The 21,564-nt window shown below is 64.9% G+C and carries 19 protein-coding genes and 1 pseudogene; 14 read left to right on the top strand and 6 right to left on the bottom strand.

What is annotated here, in order from left to right; translation table 11 throughout:
* Positions 1-62: 62 nt before the first annotated feature.
* The 3 genes from Mlute_RS08450 to Mlute_RS08440 are packed head-to-tail and all read left to right on the top strand — an operon-like array spanning position 63 to position 2,709.
* Positions 63-296, top strand: a complete 234-nt coding sequence (locus Mlute_RS08450; RefSeq protein ID WP_119360274.1) for a hypothetical protein — start codon at positions 63-65, stop codon at positions 294-296.
* Positions 297-322: 26 nt separating this feature from the next.
* Positions 323-673 (top strand): ComEA family DNA-binding protein, encoded by a 351-nt coding sequence (locus tag Mlute_RS08445; RefSeq protein ID WP_119360273.1) that lies wholly within the window; start codon positions 323-325, stop codon positions 671-673.
* Positions 673-2,709: a DNA internalization-related competence protein ComEC/Rec2 gene (locus tag Mlute_RS08440; protein ID WP_245958908.1), complete on the top strand. Its 2,037-nt coding sequence runs from the start codon at positions 673-675 to the stop codon at positions 2,707-2,709. The genes Mlute_RS08445 and Mlute_RS08440 overlap by 1 nt, the downstream gene beginning before the upstream one ends.
* On the opposite strand, the gene Mlute_RS08435 is transcribed toward Mlute_RS08440, so the two are convergent.
* The 4 genes from Mlute_RS08435 to mnmG are packed head-to-tail and all read right to left on the bottom strand — an operon-like array spanning position 2,706 to position 6,816.
* The gene (locus tag Mlute_RS08435) at positions 2,706-3,521 is read right to left on the bottom strand and encodes a ParB/RepB/Spo0J family partition protein (protein WP_119360271.1); all 816 of its coding nucleotides are present in this window, start codon (positions 3,519-3,521) and stop codon (positions 2,706-2,708) included. The two genes, Mlute_RS08440 and Mlute_RS08435, sit on opposite strands and share 4 nt — an antisense overlap.
* The gene (locus Mlute_RS08430; RefSeq protein ID WP_119360270.1) at positions 3,505-4,254 is read right to left on the bottom strand and encodes a ParA family protein; all 750 of its coding nucleotides are present in this window, start codon (positions 4,252-4,254) and stop codon (positions 3,505-3,507) included. The genes Mlute_RS08435 and Mlute_RS08430 overlap by 17 nt, the downstream gene beginning before the upstream one ends.
* Before the next feature lie 7 nt (positions 4,255-4,261).
* Entirely contained in the window at positions 4,262-4,981 is a 720-nt protein-coding gene (gene rsmG / locus Mlute_RS08425) for a 16S rRNA (guanine(527)-N(7))-methyltransferase RsmG (protein ID WP_119360269.1), read from the bottom strand.
* Between the two features lie 32 nt (positions 4,982-5,013).
* The gene (gene mnmG, locus Mlute_RS08420; RefSeq protein WP_119360268.1) at positions 5,014-6,816 is read right to left on the bottom strand and encodes a tRNA uridine-5-carboxymethylaminomethyl(34) synthesis enzyme MnmG; all 1,803 of its coding nucleotides are present in this window, start codon (positions 6,814-6,816) and stop codon (positions 5,014-5,016) included.
* Positions 6,817-6,953: 137 nt separating this feature from the next.
* On the opposite strand from mnmG, the gene dnaA reads away from it, so the two are divergent.
* The 7 genes from dnaA (at position 6,954) to Mlute_RS08385 (ending at position 14,156) form a co-directional block, all read left to right on the top strand.
* The gene (gene dnaA, locus Mlute_RS08415) at positions 6,954-8,273 is read left to right on the top strand and encodes a chromosomal replication initiator protein DnaA (protein ID WP_119360276.1); all 1,320 of its coding nucleotides are present in this window, start codon (positions 6,954-6,956) and stop codon (positions 8,271-8,273) included.
* A 421-nt stretch (positions 8,274-8,694) separates the two neighbouring features.
* On the top strand, positions 8,695-9,780 hold the full coding sequence (gene dnaN / locus Mlute_RS08410) for a DNA polymerase III subunit beta (protein ID WP_119360275.1): 1,086 nt from the start codon (positions 8,695-8,697) through the stop codon (positions 9,778-9,780).
* Between the two features lie 74 nt (positions 9,781-9,854).
* A complete protein-coding gene (gene eno / locus Mlute_RS08405; protein WP_119360267.1) occupies positions 9,855-11,129 on the top strand; it encodes a phosphopyruvate hydratase in 1,275 nt (424 codons plus the stop codon).
* 20 nt (positions 11,130-11,149) lie between these two features.
* Entirely contained in the window at positions 11,150-12,574 is a 1,425-nt protein-coding gene (gene pyk / locus Mlute_RS08400) for a pyruvate kinase (RefSeq protein WP_119360266.1), read from the top strand.
* A gap of 62 nt (positions 12,575-12,636) precedes the next feature.
* On the top strand, positions 12,637-13,044 hold the full coding sequence (locus Mlute_RS08395; RefSeq protein WP_119360265.1) for a hypothetical protein: 408 nt from the start codon (positions 12,637-12,639) through the stop codon (positions 13,042-13,044).
* Between the two features lie 19 nt (positions 13,045-13,063).
* A complete protein-coding gene (locus tag Mlute_RS08390; protein WP_119360264.1) occupies positions 13,064-13,645 on the top strand; it encodes a chromate transporter in 582 nt (193 codons plus the stop codon).
* Positions 13,646-13,661: 16 nt separating this feature from the next.
* A complete protein-coding gene (locus tag Mlute_RS08385; RefSeq protein ID WP_245958907.1) occupies positions 13,662-14,156 on the top strand; it encodes a chromate transporter in 495 nt (164 codons plus the stop codon).
* Here Mlute_RS08385 and Mlute_RS08380 read toward each other — a convergent pair.
* A complete protein-coding gene (locus tag Mlute_RS08380; protein ID WP_119360262.1) occupies positions 14,153-16,315 on the bottom strand; it encodes an EAL domain-containing protein in 2,163 nt (720 codons plus the stop codon). The genes Mlute_RS08385 and Mlute_RS08380 overlap by 4 nt on opposite strands.
* 321 nt (positions 16,316-16,636) lie before the next feature.
* Here Mlute_RS08380 and Mlute_RS08370 point away from each other — a divergent pair.
* The 4 genes and pseudogenes from Mlute_RS08370 to nikC form a co-directional block, all read left to right on the top strand.
* Positions 16,637-17,049, top strand: a pseudogene (locus Mlute_RS08370) (transposase); the annotation flags it as partial.
* 495 nt (positions 17,050-17,544) lie between these two features.
* Entirely contained in the window at positions 17,545-19,113 is a 1,569-nt protein-coding gene (locus tag Mlute_RS08360; RefSeq protein ID WP_119360260.1) for an ABC transporter substrate-binding protein, read from the top strand.
* A gap of 49 nt (positions 19,114-19,162) precedes the next feature.
* Entirely contained in the window at positions 19,163-20,170 is a 1,008-nt protein-coding gene (locus Mlute_RS08355; protein ID WP_119360259.1) for an ABC transporter permease, read from the top strand.
* Positions 20,163-20,987 (top strand): nickel transporter permease, encoded by an 825-nt coding sequence (nikC, locus tag Mlute_RS08350; RefSeq protein ID WP_119360258.1) that lies wholly within the window; start codon positions 20,163-20,165, stop codon positions 20,985-20,987. The genes Mlute_RS08355 and nikC overlap by 8 nt, the downstream gene beginning before the upstream one ends.
* A gap of 50 nt (positions 20,988-21,037) precedes the next feature.
* On the opposite strand, the gene Mlute_RS08345 is transcribed toward nikC, so the two are convergent.
* The coding region (locus Mlute_RS08345; protein WP_147371051.1) for a gamma-glutamyl-gamma-aminobutyrate hydrolase family protein at positions 21,038-21,564 on the bottom strand (527 nt) is incomplete at its 5' end.

The raw sequence follows: 21,564 nt of genomic DNA, 5'->3' as shown, positions 1-21,564 counted from the left end.
CCACCCGGTAACCCGCGGTCACGGCTGCGGTGAGGAGGGCAGAGAGCTTGAGCAGGATGGGGATGGCCCCCCCTGCTCCCAAAGACGAACCCCTCCCCGCGGTGGCCGCCAAGCCCAGCGCAGCAGGGCGGGCCATCCCCATCCTGCTCAAGCTCTCTGCCCTCCTCACCGCAGCCGTGACCGCGGGTTACCTGGTGGTGCACATGGGCACCACCGACATCTGGGTTCCCCTCGGCGTAATCGCTATAGGGCTGGCCCTCTCGCTCATCCAGTGGCGGCTTTCCGAACCCTTCTGAGGCCGAGGGCCCGCGGTTGGTTTCCCGTGGAACGTTGGCTCAACCTCGCCTACGTGGGCGCAGTTCTGCTCCTGGGCCTGGTAAGCTTATGGCCGCGGCTTACCACACAGTTCGCACCCGTCCAGACCAGTCTCCCAGGAAACCCCTCGAGCGAAACCCCGGCCGTGCTCCAGCCGGGCCCTGCCCGGCCGCCGGTGGCCAGGGTAAGCCTCAACACCGCCAGCCAGGCGGAGATTGAGAGCCTCCCTGGGGTGGGGCCCACCCTAGCCCGAAGGATCATTGAGAACCGGCCCTATCGCTCCGTAGAGGAGCTGGAGCGGGTCAAGGGCATTGGCCCGAAGCTCCTCGAGCGGCTCAAACCCCTGGTTGTCCCGTGATGCCCTACGCCTTGGGTCTAGGGGCCCTGCTGGGGGCCCTTACCCAGCTTTCCCCCTGGTGGTTCCTAGGCCTTCTGGCAGGGCTGCTCTTTCCCCATGGAGCCCGCTGGACGGGCCTGGCTGCCTATGGGCTGGTGGCGCTCCACTTGAACCTGCTCCAAGACCCCTGGAAGGAGCAGATCGGGCAGTGGGTGCGCCTAGAAGGGCGGTTGCAGGAAGGCTTCCTACACACCCCTAAAGGGAAGGTATACGTCCGCCACTTCCCTCCTCTAAAGGAGGGCTACTACGTTCTAGAGGGCCACCTCTTGCGCCCTCAGGGCCGGCGCAACCCTGGGGGATTTGACCAGCGCACCTGGCTGCGTGGGTTGGGGGTGTCCGCCGTGCTGCAGGCCCGGCGAGTGGTGCGTTTTGAGCCGCCCAGGCGGGAGCCCCGAGACTGGCTCAGGGGCCAGCTTACCGCCGGCCTCTCCCCCCCGGCCGCTGCACTCGTTGCCGCTTTGACCCTAGGCGAACGGCGCGATCTCGGGAGCACCTACGAGGAATTCCAGCGGGCCGGGCTGGCCCATGCGCTGGCCCTGTCGGGGCTGCACGTGGGGATTTTAGCCGCGTTTTTCGTGCTCGTGCTGTACGGGCTAGGCCCTTGGCGCTACCTGACCGCGCTCGGTCTGCTGCTGGTCTACCTCTGGCTGGTGGGGCCTCAGCCCTCCTTGGTGCGTGCGGTGATCATGGCCGGGTTGGTGCTCTTAGGGTTGTTCCTCGGCCGGGGACGGGTAGGGCTTTTGCCCGCCCTGGCGCTGGCCCTGTTCACACACCTCTCCCTCGAGCCCTACGCCATCTTCAGCCTCTCAGCGCAACTCTCCTACCTGGCCGTGCTGGGCATCGCCTTGGTGCTGCCCCACCTACCCCGCCTTTCCGGATGGCGGCAGTGGCTTTGGGCCTCCCTCAGCATCACCCTAGCCGCTCAAGCCCTCATCCTCCCGCTCCTGCTGCACCAATTTCACCAGCTCCCCCTGGTTTCCCCTCTAGCCAATTTGCTGGTGCTGCCCCTCCTCAACCTGCTGGTTCCCCTGGGCTTCCTCAAGCTGCTGGCGGGAAGCCTTCTGGCTGGCCCCACCGAGGCCTTGAGCAACCTAACCCTGGGGCTGGTGGGATGGCTGTCCAAGGGCCCCCAGCTCCGCTGGGGCGAGATAACCCCGGTGGGGTTCGCCCTTTACTACCTGGGCATCCTTCCGTTGTTGCTCGGTCTCTACGGCAAGGTGCGCTGGCCCAACGCTTTGGGGTTGACGGCCACCGCCGCTTTGGTCTCCCTAGCCTCCCAGTACCCCAGCCGGGCCGAGCTCTGGCAGCTCGATGTGGGCCAAGGGGATGCTACCTTGGTGCGGCTGCCCGGAAGGGTAGAAATCCTGGTGGACGGGGGGCGGGGATGGGCCTACCCCAACCTGGAAAGGGCCCTGCGGGCCCTAGGGGTGGACGACATCGACCTTCTAGTTGCCACCCACCCCGACGGGGACCACGTGGAGGCCCTGCTCCAGGTGGTGCAGAACTTCCCGGTGGGGCTATTGGTGACGGGCCCTAGGGCCACAGGAAACCCCTTAGATGAGGCCCTGAGGAGGACCGCCCAGCTCCGCAATATTCCCATCCTGGAGGCCGGGGCTGGGACCCAGCTCAGCGTCGCGCGGGCCCACCTACGCTTTCTCGGTCCACAAGGCGACGAAACCGAAGACAACCAGCGAAGCCTGGTCTTCATCCTCCAGTACGGCCAGAAAAAGGCTCTCTTTACTGGGGACGCCCCAGCCTCGTCCGAGGCCCGCTGGCCAGCCGAGAAGGTAGACATCCTCAAAGTAGCCCACCACGGCTCCGAAAGCAGCACCAGCGAGACCCTCCTCGTCGCGTTTCAACCGAACACAGCCCTTATCGGAGTGGGCAACAACCCCTACGGCCACCCCAGCCGGGCGGTGTTGGAGCGGCTGCACCGCTACGGCGTGGAGATACGCCGCACCGACCTGGAGGGGGCCATCCGCATTAATCTGCGCTAGGCCTCGTACCCCAAGGCCTGTAAGATGGCGGTGAGCTGCTCCTCCGAGTGGTAGCTGATCTCAATCCGGCCCCGGGAGGGATGGGTAAAGCGCACCCTGGTGCCCAGCCGGTGGGAGAGCTCGCGGGCGATGTCGGCATAGGGGTCCTCCCGGCCAGGGCGGGAGGGGGCCTGCGAGCGCTCTTTCAGGCGTTCGGTCTCGCGAACGCTGAGCTGCTTAGAGAGCACCTCGGAAAGCCCCCAGTTTCGCAAAGACTCGGGCAGCATCAAGAGGGCTCGAGCGTGCCCTGCTGTGATCCTATTTTCCTCCAGAGCCCGAAGAATCTCGGGGGTAAGTTGAAGCAACCGAAGGGCGTTGGTGATGGTCACCCGGGCCTTCCCCACCGCCTTTGCAACCTCCTCCTGGGTCATGCCCATCTCCACCAACCGTTTGTACCCCTCGGCCTCCTCCACCGGATTGAGGTCTTCCCGCTGAAGGTTCTCTATCAGGGCTATCTCCAAGGCCTCCCGATCCCCGATGTCCCTTATAAGAACCGGCACCTCGCGCAACCCCACCATCTGACAAGCCCGGTACCGGCGTTCCCCTGCCACCAGCTCGTACATATCCCCCTTGGGCCGCACCAACAGGGGCTGGAGCAGGCCTTTCTCTCTGATGGAGGCCGCCAGTTCTTCTAGGGCCGCCGGGTCAAACCTGCGGCGTGGCTGGGTGGGGTTGGGCTTAATCAGGGCCAAGGGAAGCTTGGTAAGGGCAGCAGGGGTCTTGGGCAGCAGGGCCTCCAGCCCCCGGCCCAGACCGCTAGGCCTTTTGGACACGGCGCATCACCTCCTCGGCCAGGCGGCGGTAGGCGTGGGCCCCGCTGCTGGTCGGCGCATACCGACCTATGTCCTGGCCGTAGCTGGGGGCTTCGGCCAACCGGACGTTCCTAGGGATTACCGTCCAGAAGACCTTATCCCCCAGGTTTCCTCGGATGTTGCTTTCCACCTGCTGGGACAGCAGGGTGCGAGGGTCGTACATGGTAATCAGCACCCCCAGCAGCCGCAGGGACGGGTTGAGGCTCGAGCGCACCCGGTCCACGGTCTCCATCAACCCCGCCAGCCCCTCTAAGGCATAGTACTCGGCTTGAACGGGTACGATAAGCCCTTCCGAGGCGACGAGCACGTTCAGGGTAAGGGCCCCCAGGCTCGGGGGAGCGTCCATCAGAATCAGGTCATAGGCGGCCTCTATGGGGCGCAGCACCTCAGCTAGACGACCGGGATGCTCAACAAGCTCGGCTGTAGCCCCCACCAAATCAGGGCTCGAGGGGAGCAGGTCAAGGCCCTGAGCCACGTGCACCACCGCCTCCTGGGCCCCGGCTGCCCCCACCAAAACTGGGTAGATGCTCTTCTCCAAAGGGCCCCGCCCCAGCCCCGAGGTCGCGTTCATCTGAGGATCAAGGTCCACCAGCAAGACCCGTTGACCCGCCCGGGCCAGGTAGGCCGCCAGGTTTATGGCGGTGGTGGTCTTCCCCACCCCCCCTTTCTGGTTGACGATCCCGATTCGCCTCACGCCCCTCCTAGGATAACGGATTCTTAGCCGGCACACCCGCCTTGCGGGGGTACTCCTCTGGGGTGGGGCGGCGCTTCCTCAACACCACCAGCCTCCGAGCCTCCCCCCCAACCGGCAGCGAGAGCGGCAGGACCCCCTCCAGGGCCCCTCCCAGCTTCTCCAAAGCCCCCTTAGAGCGGCCAAGCTCACCCTCCACCTCAGGCCCTTTTTGCAGCAGAACGAACCCTCCTACCCGGACCAGCGGCAGGGCCAACTCGGCCACCACCGGCAAGGAGGCAACCGCCCGCACCACCGCCGCATGGTATGTTTCACGTTTTACACCTCGGGCCAGCTCCTCCGCGCGCCCCCAGAGGGCTTCAGCGTTGTCCAGTCCCAACCCTTCTATTGCGGAGGCCACGAAACGGGCTTTCTTCTGGGTGGCTTCCAGCAGGCAAAGGCGCAAGCCGGGGCGCACGATGGCCAGGGGCAGCCCCGGAAACCCCGCCCCCGTGCCCACGTCCACCACCTCCGCCCCGTCCGCAAAACCCGGGTAGAGCAGGCAGGTCAGGGAGTCCACAAAGTGCTTCAGGACTATACCCCTCTCGTCGCGGATGGCGGTCAAATTCATTCGCCGGTTGGCCTCCACGAGCATCTGGTAAAGCCGGACAAAGCGCGGGATGTGGGGACCTAGGTCAAGGCCAAGCTCCCTCCCGGCCTTCAACAAGAGTTGGGTACCCTCAGGGCTCATAGCCCGGCTTGTAAAACGTGAAACATCCCCACCTAGGCCACCGCACGGGCCAGGTAGACCAAAAGGGCGGTGACGTCGGAGTCTCGTACCCCAGGGATCCGCGCCGCCTCCGCCAGCGACTGAGGCCTCACCCGGCCCAGCTTTTCCGCTGCCTCCTTGGAGAGGCTGGGCACCCGGCCATAGTCCAGGTGCTCGGGCAGGCGGTAGCCCTCGAGCTCCCTCAACCTCTCCCGCAGCCGGGCCTGCCGCTCTATGTACCCCGCGTACTTGGCCCTCAGCTCCACCTGATAAGCCTCCGCCGGGTCCAGCGGGATCTCCGGAGGCCCAATGCGCTCCAGCAATTGGGTGTAGCCCACCTCCGGCCGGCGCAGGTATTGCAGGGCCGAAACCCCTTCCACACGCAGCCGCTCCAGCCGCGCCAGCTCGCGTTGAACCCGGCCGTACTTGGCCCGCACCCGCTCCAGGTCCTCATAAGGGCGCAGCCCCCACTCCACCGCCAGCGGGACCAGCCGCTCATCCGCGTTGTCCGCCCGGCACAAAAGGCGCAGCTCAACCCTGGAGGTCATCATCCGGTAGGGCTCATCCACCCCCCGGCGCACCAGATCGTCCACCATGACCCCTATGTAGCCCGTCTCCCGGGGGAGGTAAACCTCGGGAAAGCCCTTCGCGTGCCGGGCCGCATTCAGTCCCGCCAGAAGCCCTTGGGCCGCAGCCTCCTCGTAGCCGGAGGTCCCGTTGAGCTGCCCTGCGGTGAAAAGGCCCGACAGCCTGCGGGATTGCAGCCCTGGGGTGAGCTCGAGCGGGTCCACCGCATCGTACTCCACAGCGTAGGCGTAGCGCTGGATTACCGCCCGCTCAAACCCCGGTAGGCTTCGCACCATCTCCACCTGGAGCTCGGGCGGCAGGGAAGAGCTAAAGCCCTGCAGGTACAGCTCGCTGGTATGGAGGCCATCCGGCTCAACGAACAAAAGGTGGGTCTCCTTATCGGAAAAACGCACCACCTTGTCCTCAATTGAAGGGCAGTAGCGCGGGCCAATCCCCTCTATATCCCCCCCATACAGGGGGGAGAGGTGTAGGTTCTCCCGGATCAGGCGGTGGGTCAGCTCGGTGGTGCGGGTCTGCCAGGTAGGGCGGGCGGTGGCGTGGGGCCCCGGGGCGCCGGAGAAGGTGCCCGGTGGGTCATCGGGGGGGACCAGCTCGAGCCGGTCGTAATCCACCGAGTCGGCTTGGATGCGCGGGGGGGTCCCGGTCTTAAAGCGCATCAACCGATGGCCCACAGCCCGTAGACTCTGGGAGAGGAACCGGGCCGGAGGTTCCCCCTGACGCCCCGCCGGCCGCGAGCGCCGCCCGTACCAAACCACCCCCTGCAGAAAGGTTCCGCTGGCCACCACCACCGCCCGGGAGGGAAGCCTGCGGCCGTCCACGGTTTCCACCCCGCGCAAAACCCCTTCCTCCACCCAAAGCCCCGCCACCTCGGCCCGCACCACCTCAATGGCTGGATGGGCCCGCAACACCCGCTGCGCCTCCAGCGCGTAAGCGTCCCGATCCACCTGAACCCGCAGGCTCTGCACCGCTGGCCCCTTGGAGCGGTTGAGGACCCGGGTGTGAATCGCCGTAGCGTCGGCCAGGCGGCCCATAAGCCCCCCCAAAGCCTCCACCTCCGCCACAAGCTGGCTCTTCCCTGGCCCTCCCACCGCAGGGTTGCAGGGCATCAGGCCAATTCGCTCGGGGTTGGAGGTGACCAACCCCACCCTAACCCCAAGCCGAGCGGCCGCCCAGGCCGCCTCAATTCCCGCGTGCCCACCGCCCACCACCACAACATCAAACTCCGCCATTCCAAACCCCTAGCTCCGCATTGTAGCGCACCCCACCCACCCCCGAGAAAGCCCCTCTTGGGCCCCCTGGGGGGAGGTTCTTCCCCCAGGGAAGACTCGAGTAAAATGTTCAAGCTGAATCGGGGGAGGGAGTGGCCTTGACCCACACAACGGTCTGGCAAAACGTTTTGGAATACGTTCGCCAAAGCATCACCGAGGTGGAGTACCACACCTGGTTTGAGAAGATCCAGCCCCTGGGGGTGGTCAACGGTTCGCTCGAGCTCGGCGTACCGACCAGCTTCTTCAAAGGGTGGATTGAGGACCACTACGCCGAGCTGCTCACCGAGGCCTTGACCCGCCTGGGGGCGCAAACCCCCCGCTTTGAAATCAAGGTCATCCCGGGGAAACCCATCCAGGAAGACATCTTCTCCGCAGCCAGCTCCCCCAAGCCCCAAGAGCCCCGGGCCCGCCTCAACCCCAAGTACACCTTTGAGAACTTCGTGGTGGGGCAGAACAACAATCTGGCCCACGCCGCCGCAGTGGCGGTGGCCGAGTCTCCGGGAAACGCCTACAACCCCCTTTTCATCTATGGGGGGGTAGGGCTGGGGAAGACCCATCTGATGCACGCGGTGGGCCACTCGGTGGCCCAGCGGTTCCCCGACAAAAAGATTGAGTACGTCTCTACCGAAACCTTTACCAACGAGCTGATTAACGCTATACGCGAAGACCGCATGACCGAGTTCCGGGACCGCTACCGTTCGGTAGACCTACTCCTGGTAGACGACGTGCAGTTCATCGCGGGAAAAGAGCGCACCCAAGAGGAATTCTTTCACACCTTCAACGCCTTGTACGAAGCCCGCAAGCAGATCATTCTCTCCTCCGACCGCCCCCCCAAGGACATCCTGACCCTGGAGGCAAGGCTACGCAGCCGATTTGAGTGGGGCCTGATCACCGACATCCAGCCCCCCGACCTGGAAACCCGTGTGGCCATCCTCAAGATGAACTCCGAGTACCGCAACATGCGGGTGCCTGAGGAGGTGCTGGAGTACATTGCCCGCAAGATCACCTCCAACATCCGTGAGCTGGAGGGCGCCCTAATGCGGGTGATTGCCTACGCCTCCCTCAACGGCGTTCCGCTCAGCAAAGCGGTGGCGGCAAAGGCCCTTTCCGACGTCTTTGCTGCCACCGAAAGCTCCTTGGCTCCGGAAGACATCCTCAAGGCGGTGGCCGAGTACTACGGCCTCAGGGTCGAGGAGATCCGGGGGATGGGCCGACGCAAAGAGGTGGTCATCCCCCGCCAGGTAGCGATGTACCTCATCCGCGAATTGACCCACGCCTCCCTGCCCGAGATAGGCCAGTTCTTTGATGGCCGGGACCACACCACGGTGCTTTACGCCATCCAGAAAATCCAGGAGAGCAGCGAGAGCGACCCCAGCCTGCAGCAGGCCCTGAAGAGCATCCGTGAGCGCCTGCGCTAGTCCCTTTACGAAGAAAACCGAACGATCACCCAGAAGAGACCCCTTTAACTTATTAACACCTGTGGATAAATTTGTGGATAACCTGTGGAAAACCCTGTGGATAAACCTGTGGACAAGCGTCGCGCCGTCGGCCCTGTGGATAACCGGCCTCCTTATCCACAACTTATCCACAGCTTATCCACAGGTATGCGGGGAACTTATCCACAAGCCGAATTCGTTCTACAAGGTATTTTCCATGGGTTTTCCACATATCCACAGCCCCTACTATTACTACTACTCTTTTTTTAAAAATTGAGAGTAGTCAATAGGAATTTTCGTTTAAGGGAGATGTGCCGCTCGCAAAAGTGAGGGCCCCCAAACCCCTTCAGGGCTGCTAGAATAACCTGGCTCACCTGGGGCCGACCCCAATATGGAGGCCAGTGTGGAAGTTCGTATCCCAAAACGCACCCTAGCTGAAGGGCTCTCCCTCCTCGAGCGGATCATCCCCAGCCGCAGCTCCAACCCCATTCTCACCTACCTGCCCATTGAACTCTCTGAGCAGAGCCTCATTCTGCGGGGCACCAACGGCGAGGTGGACCTCGAGGTCAAGCTGCCCGCCGAGACACAAGGTTCGGGGCGGGTTTTGGTACCGGCGCAGACCTTCTTCCAAATCGTGCGCAGCGCGCCGGGCGAGCTGGTAGAGCTGGTTCTTCGGGAGGGAGAGCGGCTGGAACTCCGCTCGGGGGCCTTCAGCACCCAGCTTTCCACCACGAACCCCGATGGCTATCCAGAGCTCCTGTTTGCCCTTGGTGACGGGGGGCGTATCGTGGCGGCCCGGCTAGCGCAGGCCATCACCCGGGTTCGCTACGCGGCCAGCACCGAGGAGTACCGGGCCATATTCCGAGGGGTGCAGCTCGAAATGTCCCCCCAGGGCCTGCGGGCCGTGGCCTCCGATGGCTATCGCCTGGCCCGCTACGACTTGCCCATGGAGCTTTCCACCCGCAAGCTGGTCGTTCCGGCCAAAAGCGCCGATGAGATCGTACGGGTCTTCAAGGACAAGGAAGAAGAGGTGGTCTTCGCGGTAAGGGAGGGAAGCCTGACCCTGGGGAGCGACTCCCTGCGGATGTCGGTCAAGCTGATGGAGGGGGAATTCCCCGATTACGAGCGGGTCATCCCTCAGGGCTTCGTGATGGAGGCCCTTTTGAAGGCCGAGGCCCTGCGGGAGAGCCTTAGGCGGGTGGCCGTTCTGTCCGACCGCAACAACCACCGGGTCAACCTGCTTTTTAGCCGGGAGAGCCTGACCATTGACGCCGAGGGCGATTATGGGCGGGGAAGGGAGGAGCTGCCCCTCGAGGCCACGGGGGAGCCCCAGCTTATGGTGGCCTACAACGCCCAGTACCTGATTGACGCCCTGGGCCCCATTGAGGGCACGGTGCGCGTGCGGCTTTCCGGTCCTACCAGCCCCACCCTTCTGCAGGCGGTGGAAGACGAGGGCTACCTGGCGGTGGTGGTGCCCCTCAGGGTCTGAGCCTTAGCCCGTTTGCGACGCTGGGGTGTAAACTCGTAATCGGCTTTAGAAGGGCTTCCAAGCGAGGAGGAAGGATGACCACGATTGTAGAAGTAAAGGGGCGCGAGGTGCTTGACTCTAGGGGAAACCCCACCGTGGAGGCGGAGGTGGTGCTGGAGTCAGGGGCGAGGGGAAGGGCCATGGTGCCCTCTGGGGCCTCTACCGGCGCCCACGAGGCGGTGGAATTACGCGACGGAGGGCCCCGTTTTGGCGGGAAAGGGGTGCTTCGGGCCGTGGCCGCCATCAACGAGCGCATTGCTGAGGAGGTAGCCGGGATGGACGCCCTGGAACAGGAGGCGGTGGACCGGGCCATGCTCGAGCTTGACGGGACCCCCAACAAAAGCGCTTTGGGGGCCAACGCTATCTTGGCGGTCTCCCTGGCCACCGCTCGCGCTGCTGCCGAGGCTTTGGGCCTGCCCCTTTACCGCTACTTAGGCGGCATTCAGGGGGTGACCCTGCCGGTGCCTCTAATGAACGTGATCAACGGGGGAAAGCACGCCGACAACAACGTGGACTTCCAGGAATTCATGCTGGTGCCGGGAGGGTTGCCCAGCTTTAGCGAGGCCCTGCGGGCTGGGGTGGAGACCTTCCACGCCCTTAGGTCTGTCCTGAAGGCCAAGGGGTACAACACCAACGTGGGGGATGAGGGAGGCTTTGCCCCAGACCTAAAATCCAACGAGGAGGCCGTGGAGGTCCTGCTCATGGCCATAGAAAAGGCCGGTTATAAGCCTGGCGAGGAGATTGCTTTGGCCCTAGATCCGGCCAGCTCAGAGTTTTACCAAGATGGGAAGTACGTGTTGAAGGCCGATGGGAAGGCCCTTTCAGGTCCGGAGATGGTGGCCTACTGGGAGGACTGGGTTAATCGGTACCCCATCGTCTCCATTGAGGACGGGCTGGCCGAGGACGATTGGGGGACCTGGAGGCTCCTCACCGAGCGGCTGGGGGGGCGTGTGCAGCTCGTTGGGGACGACCTCTTCGTGACCAACCCGGCGATCCTCCGGCGGGGGATTGAGCAGGGGGTGGCCAACTCCATCCTGGTCAAGGTCAACCAGATTGGCACCTTGAGTGAGACCCTCGAGGCCATCCGCTTGGCCCAGCGTTCCGGCTACACCGCGGTGCTTTCCCACCGCTCGGGCGAGACCGAGGACAGCACCATTGCCGACCTGGCGGTGGCGGTTAACGCCGGCCAGATCAAGACTGGTTCGGCCAGCCGTTCGGACCGCCTGGCTAAGTACAACCAGCTCCTGCGCATTGAGGAGGAGCTGGGGGCAGCGGCCCGGTTCCTAGGGTTTTCGGCTTTTAGAAGGTAGCCCTTCTTCAGGACTCCAAGATGGGACTTGCCAAACGCACCAAAATCGTGGCCACCCTGGGGCCTGCTTCGCGCTCGCCGGAGACGATCCTGGCCTTAATAGAGGCTGGCGTGGACGTATTCCGCCTCAACTTCTCCCACGGCTCCTCCGAGGAGCACCGCCGGTCGGTGGAGATGGTTCGGGAGGCCTCGGCGAAGCTGGGCCGCACTGTCGCCGTTTTGCAGGACCTGCAGGGGCCTAAAATCCGCTGCGGCCGCTTTCGGGAAGGAGCGGTGGAGCTGCGAGCAGGCCAGCGGTTCACCATTACCGCCGACCCAGTGGAAGGGGATGAAACCCGGGTTTCCACTACCTACCGCGGCCTGCCCAACGACGTCCAACCCGGGCAGATACTCCTCCTAGACGATGGGAACATCCGGTTGCGGGTGGAGGAGGTGCGGCACAACGATATTCACACCACGGTGCTGGTTGGAGGGAAGCTTTCCGACAACAAGGGCATCAACATCCCTGGGGCCGACCTCTCCATCCCAGCCCTGACCGATAAGGACATTGAAGACATCGCCCTAGGGGCCGATCTGGAGGTGGACTGGGTGGCGATTAGCTTTGTGAGAAGTCGGGACGACCTCCTCCTAGCCCGCCACTACCTGACCCGCTACAATTCCCGCGCCCGCTTGATGGCCAAGATTGAAAAGCCCAGTGCCGTGGCCCGCTTTGACGAGATTCTAGAGGAGGCCGACGGGATTATGGTGGCCCGGGGCGATCTGGGGGTGGAGATGCCGCTGGAGGAGGTCCCGGCGGTGCAGAAGCGAATCATCCTCAAGGCGGTGCAGGCTGGTAAGGCGGTGATTACCGCCACCCAGATGCTGGAGTCCATGGTCAAGAACCCCACCCCCACCAGGGCCGAGGCCTCCGATGTGGCCAACGCCATCTTTGACGGAACAGACGCCATCATGCTTTCGGCGGAAACGGCTACGGGGATGTACCCGGTGGAGGCGGTTTCTTTCATGACCCGGGTTGCCAAGACCATTGAGGCCACCCAGGAGTACCACGACCGCTTGAACGCCCTTCGGCCCCCACCCAACCGTACCGTGCAGGACGCCATCGCCCGGGCGGTTGACGACGTGGTGGAGTCCACCGGGGCGAAGGCCATCGTGGTTTTCACCGCCACCGGGGGGGCCGCGCGAAGGGTGGCCCGTACCCGGCCCCCGGTGCCCATTCTGGCCCTGACACCCAACCCCCACGTGCGCAACCAGCTTGCCCTGGTCTCGGATGTGCTGCCCCTTCTGGCCCCAGACCCCAAAGACACCGACGATATGGTGCAAATAGCGGTGGAAAAAGCCAAGGAAACCGGCCTGGTGGGGGTGGGGGAGTATGTGGTGATTGCAGCTGGGGTGCCCTTTGGGGTGCGGGGCACCACCAACATGATCCGGGTGGAACGGGTAAGCTAGGGGCCCCCTCCGGTGGCCCCGTGCCTTTTTTGGGGCCTCGAGCTGGGCTAGACTGACCCTGGATGGACCTGCCCTTTCCGGTTTACCTCATCGGGCTGCGCGGCCTGCTGGTTCTGCTGGTTTTGCTTTTGCTGGGGGCGTCCTTTTTCCTAAACCTTTCGCTTCTGCTGCGGGAGCCGGCCCCGTGGCAAGTGCGTTTTTTCCGCCTCACCGCTGGGGCAGCGGTGGTTGCCTTTGTGACGGAGCTGTTGGTGCGCACCCTCTTCATGGGGGGGGTCGGCAGGTTGCATGCGGTGTATGGGCTTTTGGCGACCGGCATCCTTTGGTTTGTGAGCGGTCTGGGGGAGGGGGGATGGTTTCGCAGGAGCCTTAGCCATCCCCCGGAGAGGGTAGGCCCCTACTTCTTCTGGGCCAGCTTGGTGGGGGTTTTGCTCTGGTGGCGCTTTATTGAGACGGGGATAGGCCGCTAGTCCGTGTATTATTCCTGGCGTGAGGGTGCCGTGGTTTGAGCTGTTTTTGGCCTTTTTGCAGGTCGGCCTGGTGGCTTTTGGGGGTGGGGGGAATGCCCAGCTTTACCAGGCCCTGGTGCTTAAGCGGGGCTGGATGGGGGAGCGGGAGTTTTTGGAGACCACCGCCTTGGTGCGGGTTCTGCCGGGGCCGATTTTTGCCAACACCGCGGCTCACCTGGGCATGCGGCTGGGGGGGCTTATGGGTGCGGTTTTGGCTTTGGTTGGGGTTCTGGCCCCGGGGAGCCTTCTGATGCTCCTTTTGAGCTTTGCCTACTTCCGTTTCGGGGCTGTTCCTGGGTCACTGGCCGAGAGCGCCCTAGACGGGGTGGCGGCGGCAGCCATAGGGCTCATCCTGGCGACGATGGTGCGCCAGGCACCGGTTGCCTTGGACTCCCTAAAGGCGGTGGGGCTGGCAGCGGGCGTCTTCGTTACCTACGGACTTCTTCACTGGCCGCTTTTGCTGGTGCTGCTGGTTCACGTTCCTATAGGGGTAAGCCTTTACTGGGGGGAGGCGGCCCGTCCGTGGGACGGGGCGGGGCTGGAGGTGCCTCCTCGTGGATGAGGTTTTACAGGTTTTTTTGACCTTTCTGCGCTTGGGGGCGCTGAGCTTTGGCGGGGGCATGGCCAACCTGCCGGAGATGGCTCGAGTCCTCATGGCCAACGGCTGGGTTACGCGGCAGGAGTTTGCCGATGGGTTCGCTTTGGGGCAGTTTGTTCCGGGGCCCAACATGCTGGCGGTGGTGTTCTACGGCCTGGCCGCGGCGGGGTTGCCCGGGGCTTTGGCAGCCCTGGCCGGCATGTTCCTCCCAGGGGCCTTAGGGGCCATATGGCTGGTGAAGGGCTGGCAGTGGATGGCCCGCTCCCAGTGGAGCCGGGCTCTTCGGAAGGCCCTGGTGCCGATAGCCATGGGACTTAGCGCGAGCATGGTGTTGATTCTGGTTCAGGTGGGGGTAGACGCGGTGGGGTGGCTGCTGGGGGTGGTCGTGGCGGCCTTGCTCATCCACCGCGGGGTGCCTGTGGTCTGGGTTATAGGCGGTGGGGCCTTACTAGGGCTTTTGGTGGGCTTGGCCTAGCGCGGGCGGCCCTTCTCCCCTTTGAGGAGGGGCTCAGCCTCGGCTGGAGCGGCCGGCCGCCCCAGCAAGTAGCCTTGGCCCAGGGTAAAGCCCTCGGCCAGGAGGAACTCTAGCTGGGCTTGGGTTTCGATGCCCTCCACGATGATCTCCAGCCCCAGCTCCTCTGCTAGCCCCCGTAGCGCGCGCAGCAAGCGGGCCTGGGGCGAGTGAGGCACTGGAAGGGAGCCCAGGCTAGACATGAAACCCTGCCCCAGCTTGATTGCCCGGAAGGGCAGGCGGGTGATGCGCTCCAGGGAAGACAGGCCTGAGCCGAAGTCGTCCAGGTGCAGCGGATGTCCCCGCTCGGCCAGGGCCCTAAGAACCTCCAGCCCCGCCTCTTCCAGGGCTACCTCCTCGGTGACCTCGAAGATCAGTCGCTCTGGAGAGAGCTGGTTATGGGTCAGATGGGACGCCACCTGGTCAAGCAACCCTGGTTCTAACTGACTGCTGGCCAGGTTCACCGCCACTGCAATCTCCCAGCGAGCGGCTTGCTGCGTTGCCATCCCCAGGATCCGGTCGCCGAGGCTGGACATCCACCCTTCTTCCTCGGCCAGAAGCAGCAACTTTCCTGGAGGAACCATCCCCAGCCCAGGGGGATTCCAGCGCAACAGGGCCTCGAAGTGGTGCAGCTGCTGATTGGCCAGGTGAAAAACAGGCTGGTAGTGCAGGGCCAAGCTTTCCGCAACCCTAGAACTGCCTTGTGAAAGGGCACGCTTCAGGGCTCGACGCAGGGCTACGGTTTCACGTGTGTCATAGGCCAGACTGGAGTCAAAAAAGCGCACCGTACCGGGCCGGGCGCTGTCCAGGGCCAGCTCAGCGGCGCGGGGCAGCTCGAGCGGGGATACCCCTGGCTGGGCCAGGATTACCCCCACCTGTGGTTTAAAATCGAAGTCAGGAAAGCGAACGGCCAGCCTAGCCTTTACCCCGGCCTGCAGTCGCTCCAACACCGCATAGACCTCCCGATCCTCCCTCAACCCCTCCAATAGCAACCAGAAGTTGTTTTCCTCCCAAGCCAGGTGATCCGAAAGCCGCAGATCGGCCTGAATGACCCGGGCTATCTCGCACACCGCGGCAAAGTAGACGGTCTCCCCTTCCAGCCGCCGCAGGCGTTCCAGCGAGCGGCAGCGCAAGGCCACCAAGGCCCGGTGGCCTGGTGGTAGCCGAAGGAGCAACTCTCGCAGGCTGCGCAGGTTTTCCAGCCCCGTTTCGGGGTGGTGGTAGCGGCTAAAGCGTAGCTCTTCCTGTAGCTCCTCGCCGTAGAGCAGCCAGGCCATGTGGTGGGCCAGGCCCTCCAGGTGGCGCAGGTCCAGCTCGTCAAAGGCGTCGGGACGCCCGAAGTGGTCAAGGTAGAGGTAGGCCCGGGGCCGCCCCCTCACCACCACCGGGGTGGCCAGCATGGCCTGAATCTCCCTGGAGCGGCCCGGCCCCTCGAGCAGGGCCCGCCGCTCAGGGTCTAGCCGGGCGTTGAAGGCAGCTATATCGGCCTGGGTGAACACCTGGGCCCGGATGTGCCGGCTGAGGGAGAGCGGTTCGCCGGGGCTCAGCGAGACCTGCTTGAGCGCGGCCAGATCGTAGCCGCGGGCCGCCACGAAGTGGAAGCGCCCGTCGGGACCGAGCAGGGTAGCGCTGCCGGCCTGGGCCGCCGGCACCACCGCCAAGGCGGCGTCCAGGGCCCGCTGCAGCACCTCCTCGGGGGAGAGTTCTTCCTTTAGGCCGCTGGACAGGAGCTCGAGCGAAGCCTCTAGGAAACGCCCCTGGCGGTAAGAATCGCTGATGTCGTAGCCCATGCACTGCAGCCCCGCCGGGTGGCCCGCCTCGTCGCAGACCGCCACAAACTCCCAGCGGCTGCGGTTCCAGGCCTGCCGCAGGGGTTTGCTGAACTCTACCCAGAAGGCCTGGCCCGGATGTTCTAGGGCCTGCTTCGCGGTATTCATCACCTGAGGAAGGTCCTCTTTGGCCACATGCTCCAGCGCCGAGGCGCCCAGAGGGAGCGCCTTCATGCCGGTGTAGGCCAGGTAGGCCGGGTTGGCGTAGGTGTAGCGGCCTTCTAGGTCGGTGCAGACCACCATCAGGCCCCGGGTAGCTTCCAGGGGGTTGAAACTCGGCCTATCCTGCTGCATACCGCCACCCTTCCCTAGCCCCAGGATAGCCCTCGCCCGCCCTCAAACCGGCGGCATTTGACCGCCAGCCTGGCGTTTTGCGCAGTGGGCGCACACTGCCCCGGCAGACCCTGGCCGGGGGTAGGTGGCAGCTTGGGTTATCTCAAAACTTGCACTTATACATCCGGGGGGATACTTATGCGCCGTGACCCCTTGAAAAGGGCTGTGTGTTTCCTGTCTGATGACAGGTGCCATGCACACAGCCCAATCCCTACTCTCGGCCATCCTGGCCATCCTGCCAATCCGCCCTCTCCCGCTTCCTGAACCGGTATGCCTGGCCTACCCACGCCCCCATCCGCTTGGCAAGGAAAGAGGCTGAAAAAGTATGGGGTGGCCACCTTTCCCGCCACGCCTCGCACCCTGCTGGTGTGGGGCAGGAGGCGGTTCACCATTGAGCACTTCTTCCGGGCCATGAAGAGCGAGTTTTCCCTAGGGCAGTTTGGTCAGCGGACCCCTTTGGGGGTGCATCGGTTTCTGGTGCTCTCCTTCCTGGCCTACCTGCTGGCCCACTGGGTGAAGCTCACCCCTGGAGAAGGGTGTACCTGGTGGGAGGCGGGGCGGGAGGGCTCTTTCCTGAGCTGGTGGCCCGGGTCTTCATGCGGGAGCTCTCGCTTCTGGGGCTCTGGCCTCCGCCTCTGGGGACAGGGGTGGGAGATACGTGTTTATGCGGGATATACGAGAGGTGCAAGTTTTGAGATTATCTACATAGATTTGGTATAAGGTTGTTATGAGCTACGTCTTCTCCTGTGAGGGCGCCTTTGGCCCGCACAACCCGCCCCGAGTGGCCGTATTCCGCCCGCAGGGGGCTTGAGGAAGGGATAGTCCCCCCTTTTCCCGGATGGCCTCCGCCTCCTTCCCCTCCACCCGGGCCTGGACCAAGGGGGGCGCAGGTGCAGGGCCAAGACCTCCACCCGCCGCACCTGCGGGTAGTCCCCCTTCCCCCTCCGCCTCGGGGGAGAGGGAGAGGAGGGCCCTTTGCAGGGCCTCTGGGACCAAGTGGGGAAGAAGGTGAGGGTTGGTGCGGGCGAAGCGGGCTGCGCTGCGGAGGGAGTCCATACGCAGGGCTATAGAGCTATGTCTACCCCGTAGTAGGGTATGGCAGTCAAGTCTGGGTAGCAGGTGGAACGGTTGACCCTGGAAGCTCTGCCGGTTAGGATAGCCCCCAGAGTCTTATCCGGAAAGGAGAGCCTATGCGGCAGTGGGTATGGGTGTTCATCTTTTTGGTTCTTGGGGGCTTTTCTTTGGCCCAGGACCGGACCCAGGTGCTGGTCTACGGCGGGGACTGGACCGATCTCATCACCCTGGACCCGCAGGTGGTCTATGAGTTCAGCGGGGTGATGATCGCCGATAACCTCTACGAAACCCTGGTGCGCTTTGAGGGGAGCGACCTCGCCACCTTGCGCCCGGGTCTGGCGGAAAGCTGGAAGGTGGAGCGGGGAACCACCGACTGGATCCTCACCTTCAAGCTCCGCCGGGGAAGCCGCTTCTCCACGGGCCGGGAGGTCACAGCCAAGGACGTGGTCTTTAGCTTTGAGCGGGCCTTGGCCCTGAAAGGACCGGGCTCCTTCCTCTTCACCGACATCGCCCAGCTCAAGCCTGGGGCCACCAAGGCCTTGGACCCCTACACCGTGGAGGTCCGCATTCCCAAATCCGCCTCTCCCCAGTCCTTCCTATCCATCCTCACCTTCACCATCGGGGGCGTGGTGGACTCGGAGGAGGTCCAGAAGAACGCCAAGGGCGGGGACTTGGGCAAGGACTGGCTCACCAACAACTCCGCAGGTTCCGGCCCCTACCGCCTGGTGCGCTGGGACCGGGGGAACCAGGTGATCCTCGAGGCCAACCCCCACGCCCGCATCAAGCCCAAGGTCCCCCGGGTGGTCCTGCGCTACATCCAGGAGCCCGCCGTGCTCCGCACGGCCTTGGAGTCGGGGGAGATTGACATCGCCGAGGGCCTCACCCCCGAGGGGCTCAAGGCCATCGCCGCCAACCCCCGCTTCAAGGTGGTGCGGGCCGAAACCCTGCGCCTCCAGTACCTGGGCATGAATATGAAGGCGGGGAGTCCTTTCGCCAACGCCAAGCTGCGGGAGGCCATGCGCTACGCCGTGAACCAGGACGAGCTCCTCCAGGGACTCCTACAGGGGAATGCCGTCAAGACCCAAACCCTCATCCCCAAGGGGTTGCTTGGCCACAATCCCACGACCCCCTACAAGTACGACCCCAACCGGGCCCGCAAGCTCCTGGCCGAGGCGGGCTACCTGCAAGGGCTTGAGTTTGAGCTTTTGGTGAGCACCGGCATCTGTGGGGGCGGGGTGCCCTGCCCAGACGTGGCGGCCAAGCTCCAGGCGGATATGGCCAAGGCCGGGTTCCGCGCTCGGATCCGGGCCATCGCCAACGCCGAGGTCCTCGCCACCTACCGGGCCCAGAACCACCAGGTGGTCCTGGCGGGCTGGAGCCCCGACTTCCCGGACCCGGATGGGAACGCCACCCCCTGGGCGGACTACGGAGCCCGCTCCTTGGCCTGGCGCAACAGCTACAACGACGAGGTGGCGGCCAAGCTGGCCCGGCAGGCCGCCCTCGAGACCGACCCGCAAAAGCGCCAGGCCCTCTACAAGGTCCTTACGGAAAAGGTCCTCCGGGAAGGTCCCTACGTGGTCCTCTACCAGCCGGCCCAGCCCATCGGCCTCTCCGCCAAGGTGGAGGGCTTCCTGAAGAACCCCATGATGTCCGCCCCCCTCTGGCAGGTGAGCAAGCAGCCCTAGGGGCTTGGGGTATAGTGGAGCCCGTGGCTTAGGGCCACGGGCTTTCCTTATGGCCGCTTACCTGGTGCGACGGCTCTTCTTGGTCCTCTTCGTGGGCGTGGGCATCACCTTCGTGACCTTTTTTATCGCCCAGGTGGTCCCCACTGACCCGGCGGTGGCCGCCTTGGGGGAAAACGCCCGGGAGGAGCAGATCCGGGAGTTCCGGGAGCGCTACGGGCTAGACCGGCCCCTCCTGGTGCAGTACGGGATCTACCTGAGGCGGCTTTTGGCGCTGGACCTAGGCCGCTCCCTGCGCACGGGCCGCCCCGTGGCGGAGGACCTCAAGGAGTTTTTCCCCGCCACCTTGGAGCTCTCCTTGGCGGCCTTTCTCGTGGCGGTGGCCTTGGGGCTTCCCGCCGGGGTTTGGGCCGCTCTAAGGCAGAACCGCTCACCCGACCTTCTGGTGCGCCTTTTCGCCCTCCTCCTCGGCTCCACCCCGGTCTTCTTCCTGGCCATCCTCCTTCTGGACGTCCTCCACCGCCAGCTGGGCCTCCTGCCGGGCCCGGGGCGGCTCGACCCCTACCTCATCCCCCCGCCCCGGGTGACGGGCCTCGTCACCCTGGACGCCCTCTTGGCCAAAGACTTAGCCGCATTTAGGGATGCCTTGCACCACCTCCTCCTCCCCGCCTTCGTCCTGGGCTCCGCCTCCGCCGCCCTCCTCGCCCGCATGACCCGGGCGGCCATGCTGGAGGTCCTCTCCCAGGACTACGTGCGCACCGCCTGGGCCAAGGGCTTGGCCGAGCGGCAGGTGGTCCTGCGGCACGCCCTTAAAAACGCCGCCCTGCCCATCCTCACCCTGTTGGGCGGCCTCCTTGGGGGCCTCCTTTCGGGGGCGGTGCTCACGGAAACCATCTTCTCTTGGCCCGGACTAGGGCGCTACGTCACCCAGTCCGCCACCAGCCTGGACTTCCCGGCGGTGATGGGGGTGACCCTGCTGGTGGGCGTGGTCTACTCCCTTTTGAACCTCTTGGTGGACCTCCTTTACGCCCTCTTGGACCCGAGGATCCGCTATGCGTAGGCTGGCGCGGCGCTTTCTTCGTAACCCCGGGGCGGTGGTCGGCCTCTTCCTGCTCCTCGTCCTCGCCCTGGTGGCCCTCCTCGGCCCGGGCCTGGTGGGAGACCCCCTGGAGCAAAACCTGCTGGAGCGCCTCAAGCCCCCAAGCCCTGAGCACCCTTTGGGCACGGACCAGCTGGGGCGGGATGTCCTCGCCCGCGTGGTCCACGGGGCCCGCATCAGCCTGGGGGTGGGTTTCGGCGTGGTCCTGCTGGCGAGTCTCCTGGGTACAGCGGTGGGCCTTTTGGCCGGGGGGCTTGGAGGGCGGTGGGATAACCTCCTGATGCGCCTCACCGACGTCTTCTTCGCCTTCCCTTCCCTGATCCTGGCCATGGCCATCGCCGCCGCCTTGGGGCCCAACCTGGGGAACACCGTCTTAGCCGTGGCCTTGGTCACCTGGCCCATCTACGCCCGTTTGGTGCGGGCCCAGGTTCTGGCCCTGAGGGAAAGGGAGTTCGTGGAGGCGGCCCGGGCCCTGGGGGCGGGGCAGGGGCGGATCCTCCTCCGCCACCTCCTCCCAAACGCCCTCACCCCCGTCCTGGTCCAGGCCAGCTACGAGGTGGGGGCGGCCATCCTCACGGCGGCGGGCCTTTCCTTCATCGGCTTCGGGGCCCAACCCCCCACCCCCGAGTGGGGGGCCATGGTGGCGGAAACGCGCAACTACATGGCGGAGGCACCATGGGCGGCCACGGCTCCCGCCCTCGGCATCCTCCTCACCGTCTTGGCCTTCAACCTCTTGGGGGACGGGCTCAGGGACGTCCTGGACCCCCGAGGGCGCTAGGCCACCCGCTGGATGTTCCAAGGTTTGTGGGTGAAGAAGAGCTTGAGAGGCTAGCGCCCGAGGAGGCCAAAGAGGGCCCAGTGGTCCTGAAGCAGCTCGGGGTGCCACTGGACGCCCAGGAAGAAGGGGTGGTCCTCCAGCATCACCGCCTCCACCAGGCCGTCGGGGGCCACGGCGATGGGCTTCAGGTCCTTTCCCAAGGCTTTGATCCCTTGGTGGTGGTAGGAGTTCACCGGGAAGCCCTCGGGGAAGAGGCGGGCGAGGGGGCTTTCCGCCACCTGGCGCAGGCTGTGGGCCAGGGCAGGGGGCGGGCTTTTCTGGTAGTGGCCCGCATCGGCGAAGCCCTGGGCCGGGAGGTCCTGGTGGAGGCTCCCCCCCAAGGCCACGTTCATCACCTGTACGCCCCGGCACACCCCCAAGGTGGGGAGGCCCTTCTCCGCGGCGTAGCGGGCCAGGAAGAGCTCGTGGGCGTCGCGCTCTGGGCTTACCTCCCCCAGCTTGGGATGGGGCGTTTCCCCGTAATGTCGGGGGTCCACGTCCCCACCCCCGGGGAGGAGGAGGCCGTCCAGGTGGGGGA

It is taken from the genome of Meiothermus luteus, from assembly GCF_003574085.1.
Lineage (GTDB): Bacteria > Deinococcota > Deinococci > Deinococcales > Thermaceae > Meiothermus > Meiothermus luteus.
The sequence above is the reverse complement of the archived record's forward strand: the minus strand, read 5'-3'. Positions and strand labels throughout refer to the sequence as shown.

Excerpts from the sequence above, each read along its gene's own strand:
- nikC (WP_119360258.1), top strand. The coding sequence starts at position 20,163 with ATGCGTAGGCTGGCGCGGCGCTTTCTTCGTAACCCCGGGGCGGTGGTC.
- pyk (WP_119360266.1), top strand. The coding sequence starts at position 11,150 with ATGGGACTTGCCAAACGCACCAAAATCGTGGCCACCCTGGGGCCTGCT.
- Mlute_RS08450 (WP_119360274.1), top strand. The coding sequence starts at position 63 with ATGGCCCCCCCTGCTCCCAAAGACGAACCCCTCCCCGCGGTGGCCGCC.
- eno (WP_119360267.1), top strand. The coding sequence starts at position 9,855 with ATGACCACGATTGTAGAAGTAAAGGGGCGCGAGGTGCTTGACTCTAGG.
- Mlute_RS08440 (WP_245958908.1), top strand. The coding sequence starts at position 673 with ATGCCCTACGCCTTGGGTCTAGGGGCCCTGCTGGGGGCCCTTACCCAG.
- Mlute_RS08380 (WP_119360262.1), bottom strand. The coding sequence starts at position 16,315 with ATGCAGCAGGATAGGCCGAGTTTCAACCCCCTGGAAGCTACCCGGGGC.
- Mlute_RS08360 (WP_119360260.1), top strand. The coding sequence starts at position 17,545 with ATGCGGCAGTGGGTATGGGTGTTCATCTTTTTGGTTCTTGGGGGCTTT.
- Mlute_RS08355 (WP_119360259.1), top strand. The coding sequence starts at position 19,163 with ATGGCCGCTTACCTGGTGCGACGGCTCTTCTTGGTCCTCTTCGTGGGC.
- rsmG (WP_119360269.1), bottom strand. The coding sequence starts at position 4,981 with ATGAGCCCTGAGGGTACCCAACTCTTGTTGAAGGCCGGGAGGGAGCTT.
- mnmG (WP_119360268.1), bottom strand. The coding sequence starts at position 6,816 with ATGGCGGAGTTTGATGTTGTGGTGGTGGGCGGTGGGCACGCGGGAATT.
- Mlute_RS08395 (WP_119360265.1), top strand. The coding sequence starts at position 12,637 with ATGGACCTGCCCTTTCCGGTTTACCTCATCGGGCTGCGCGGCCTGCTG.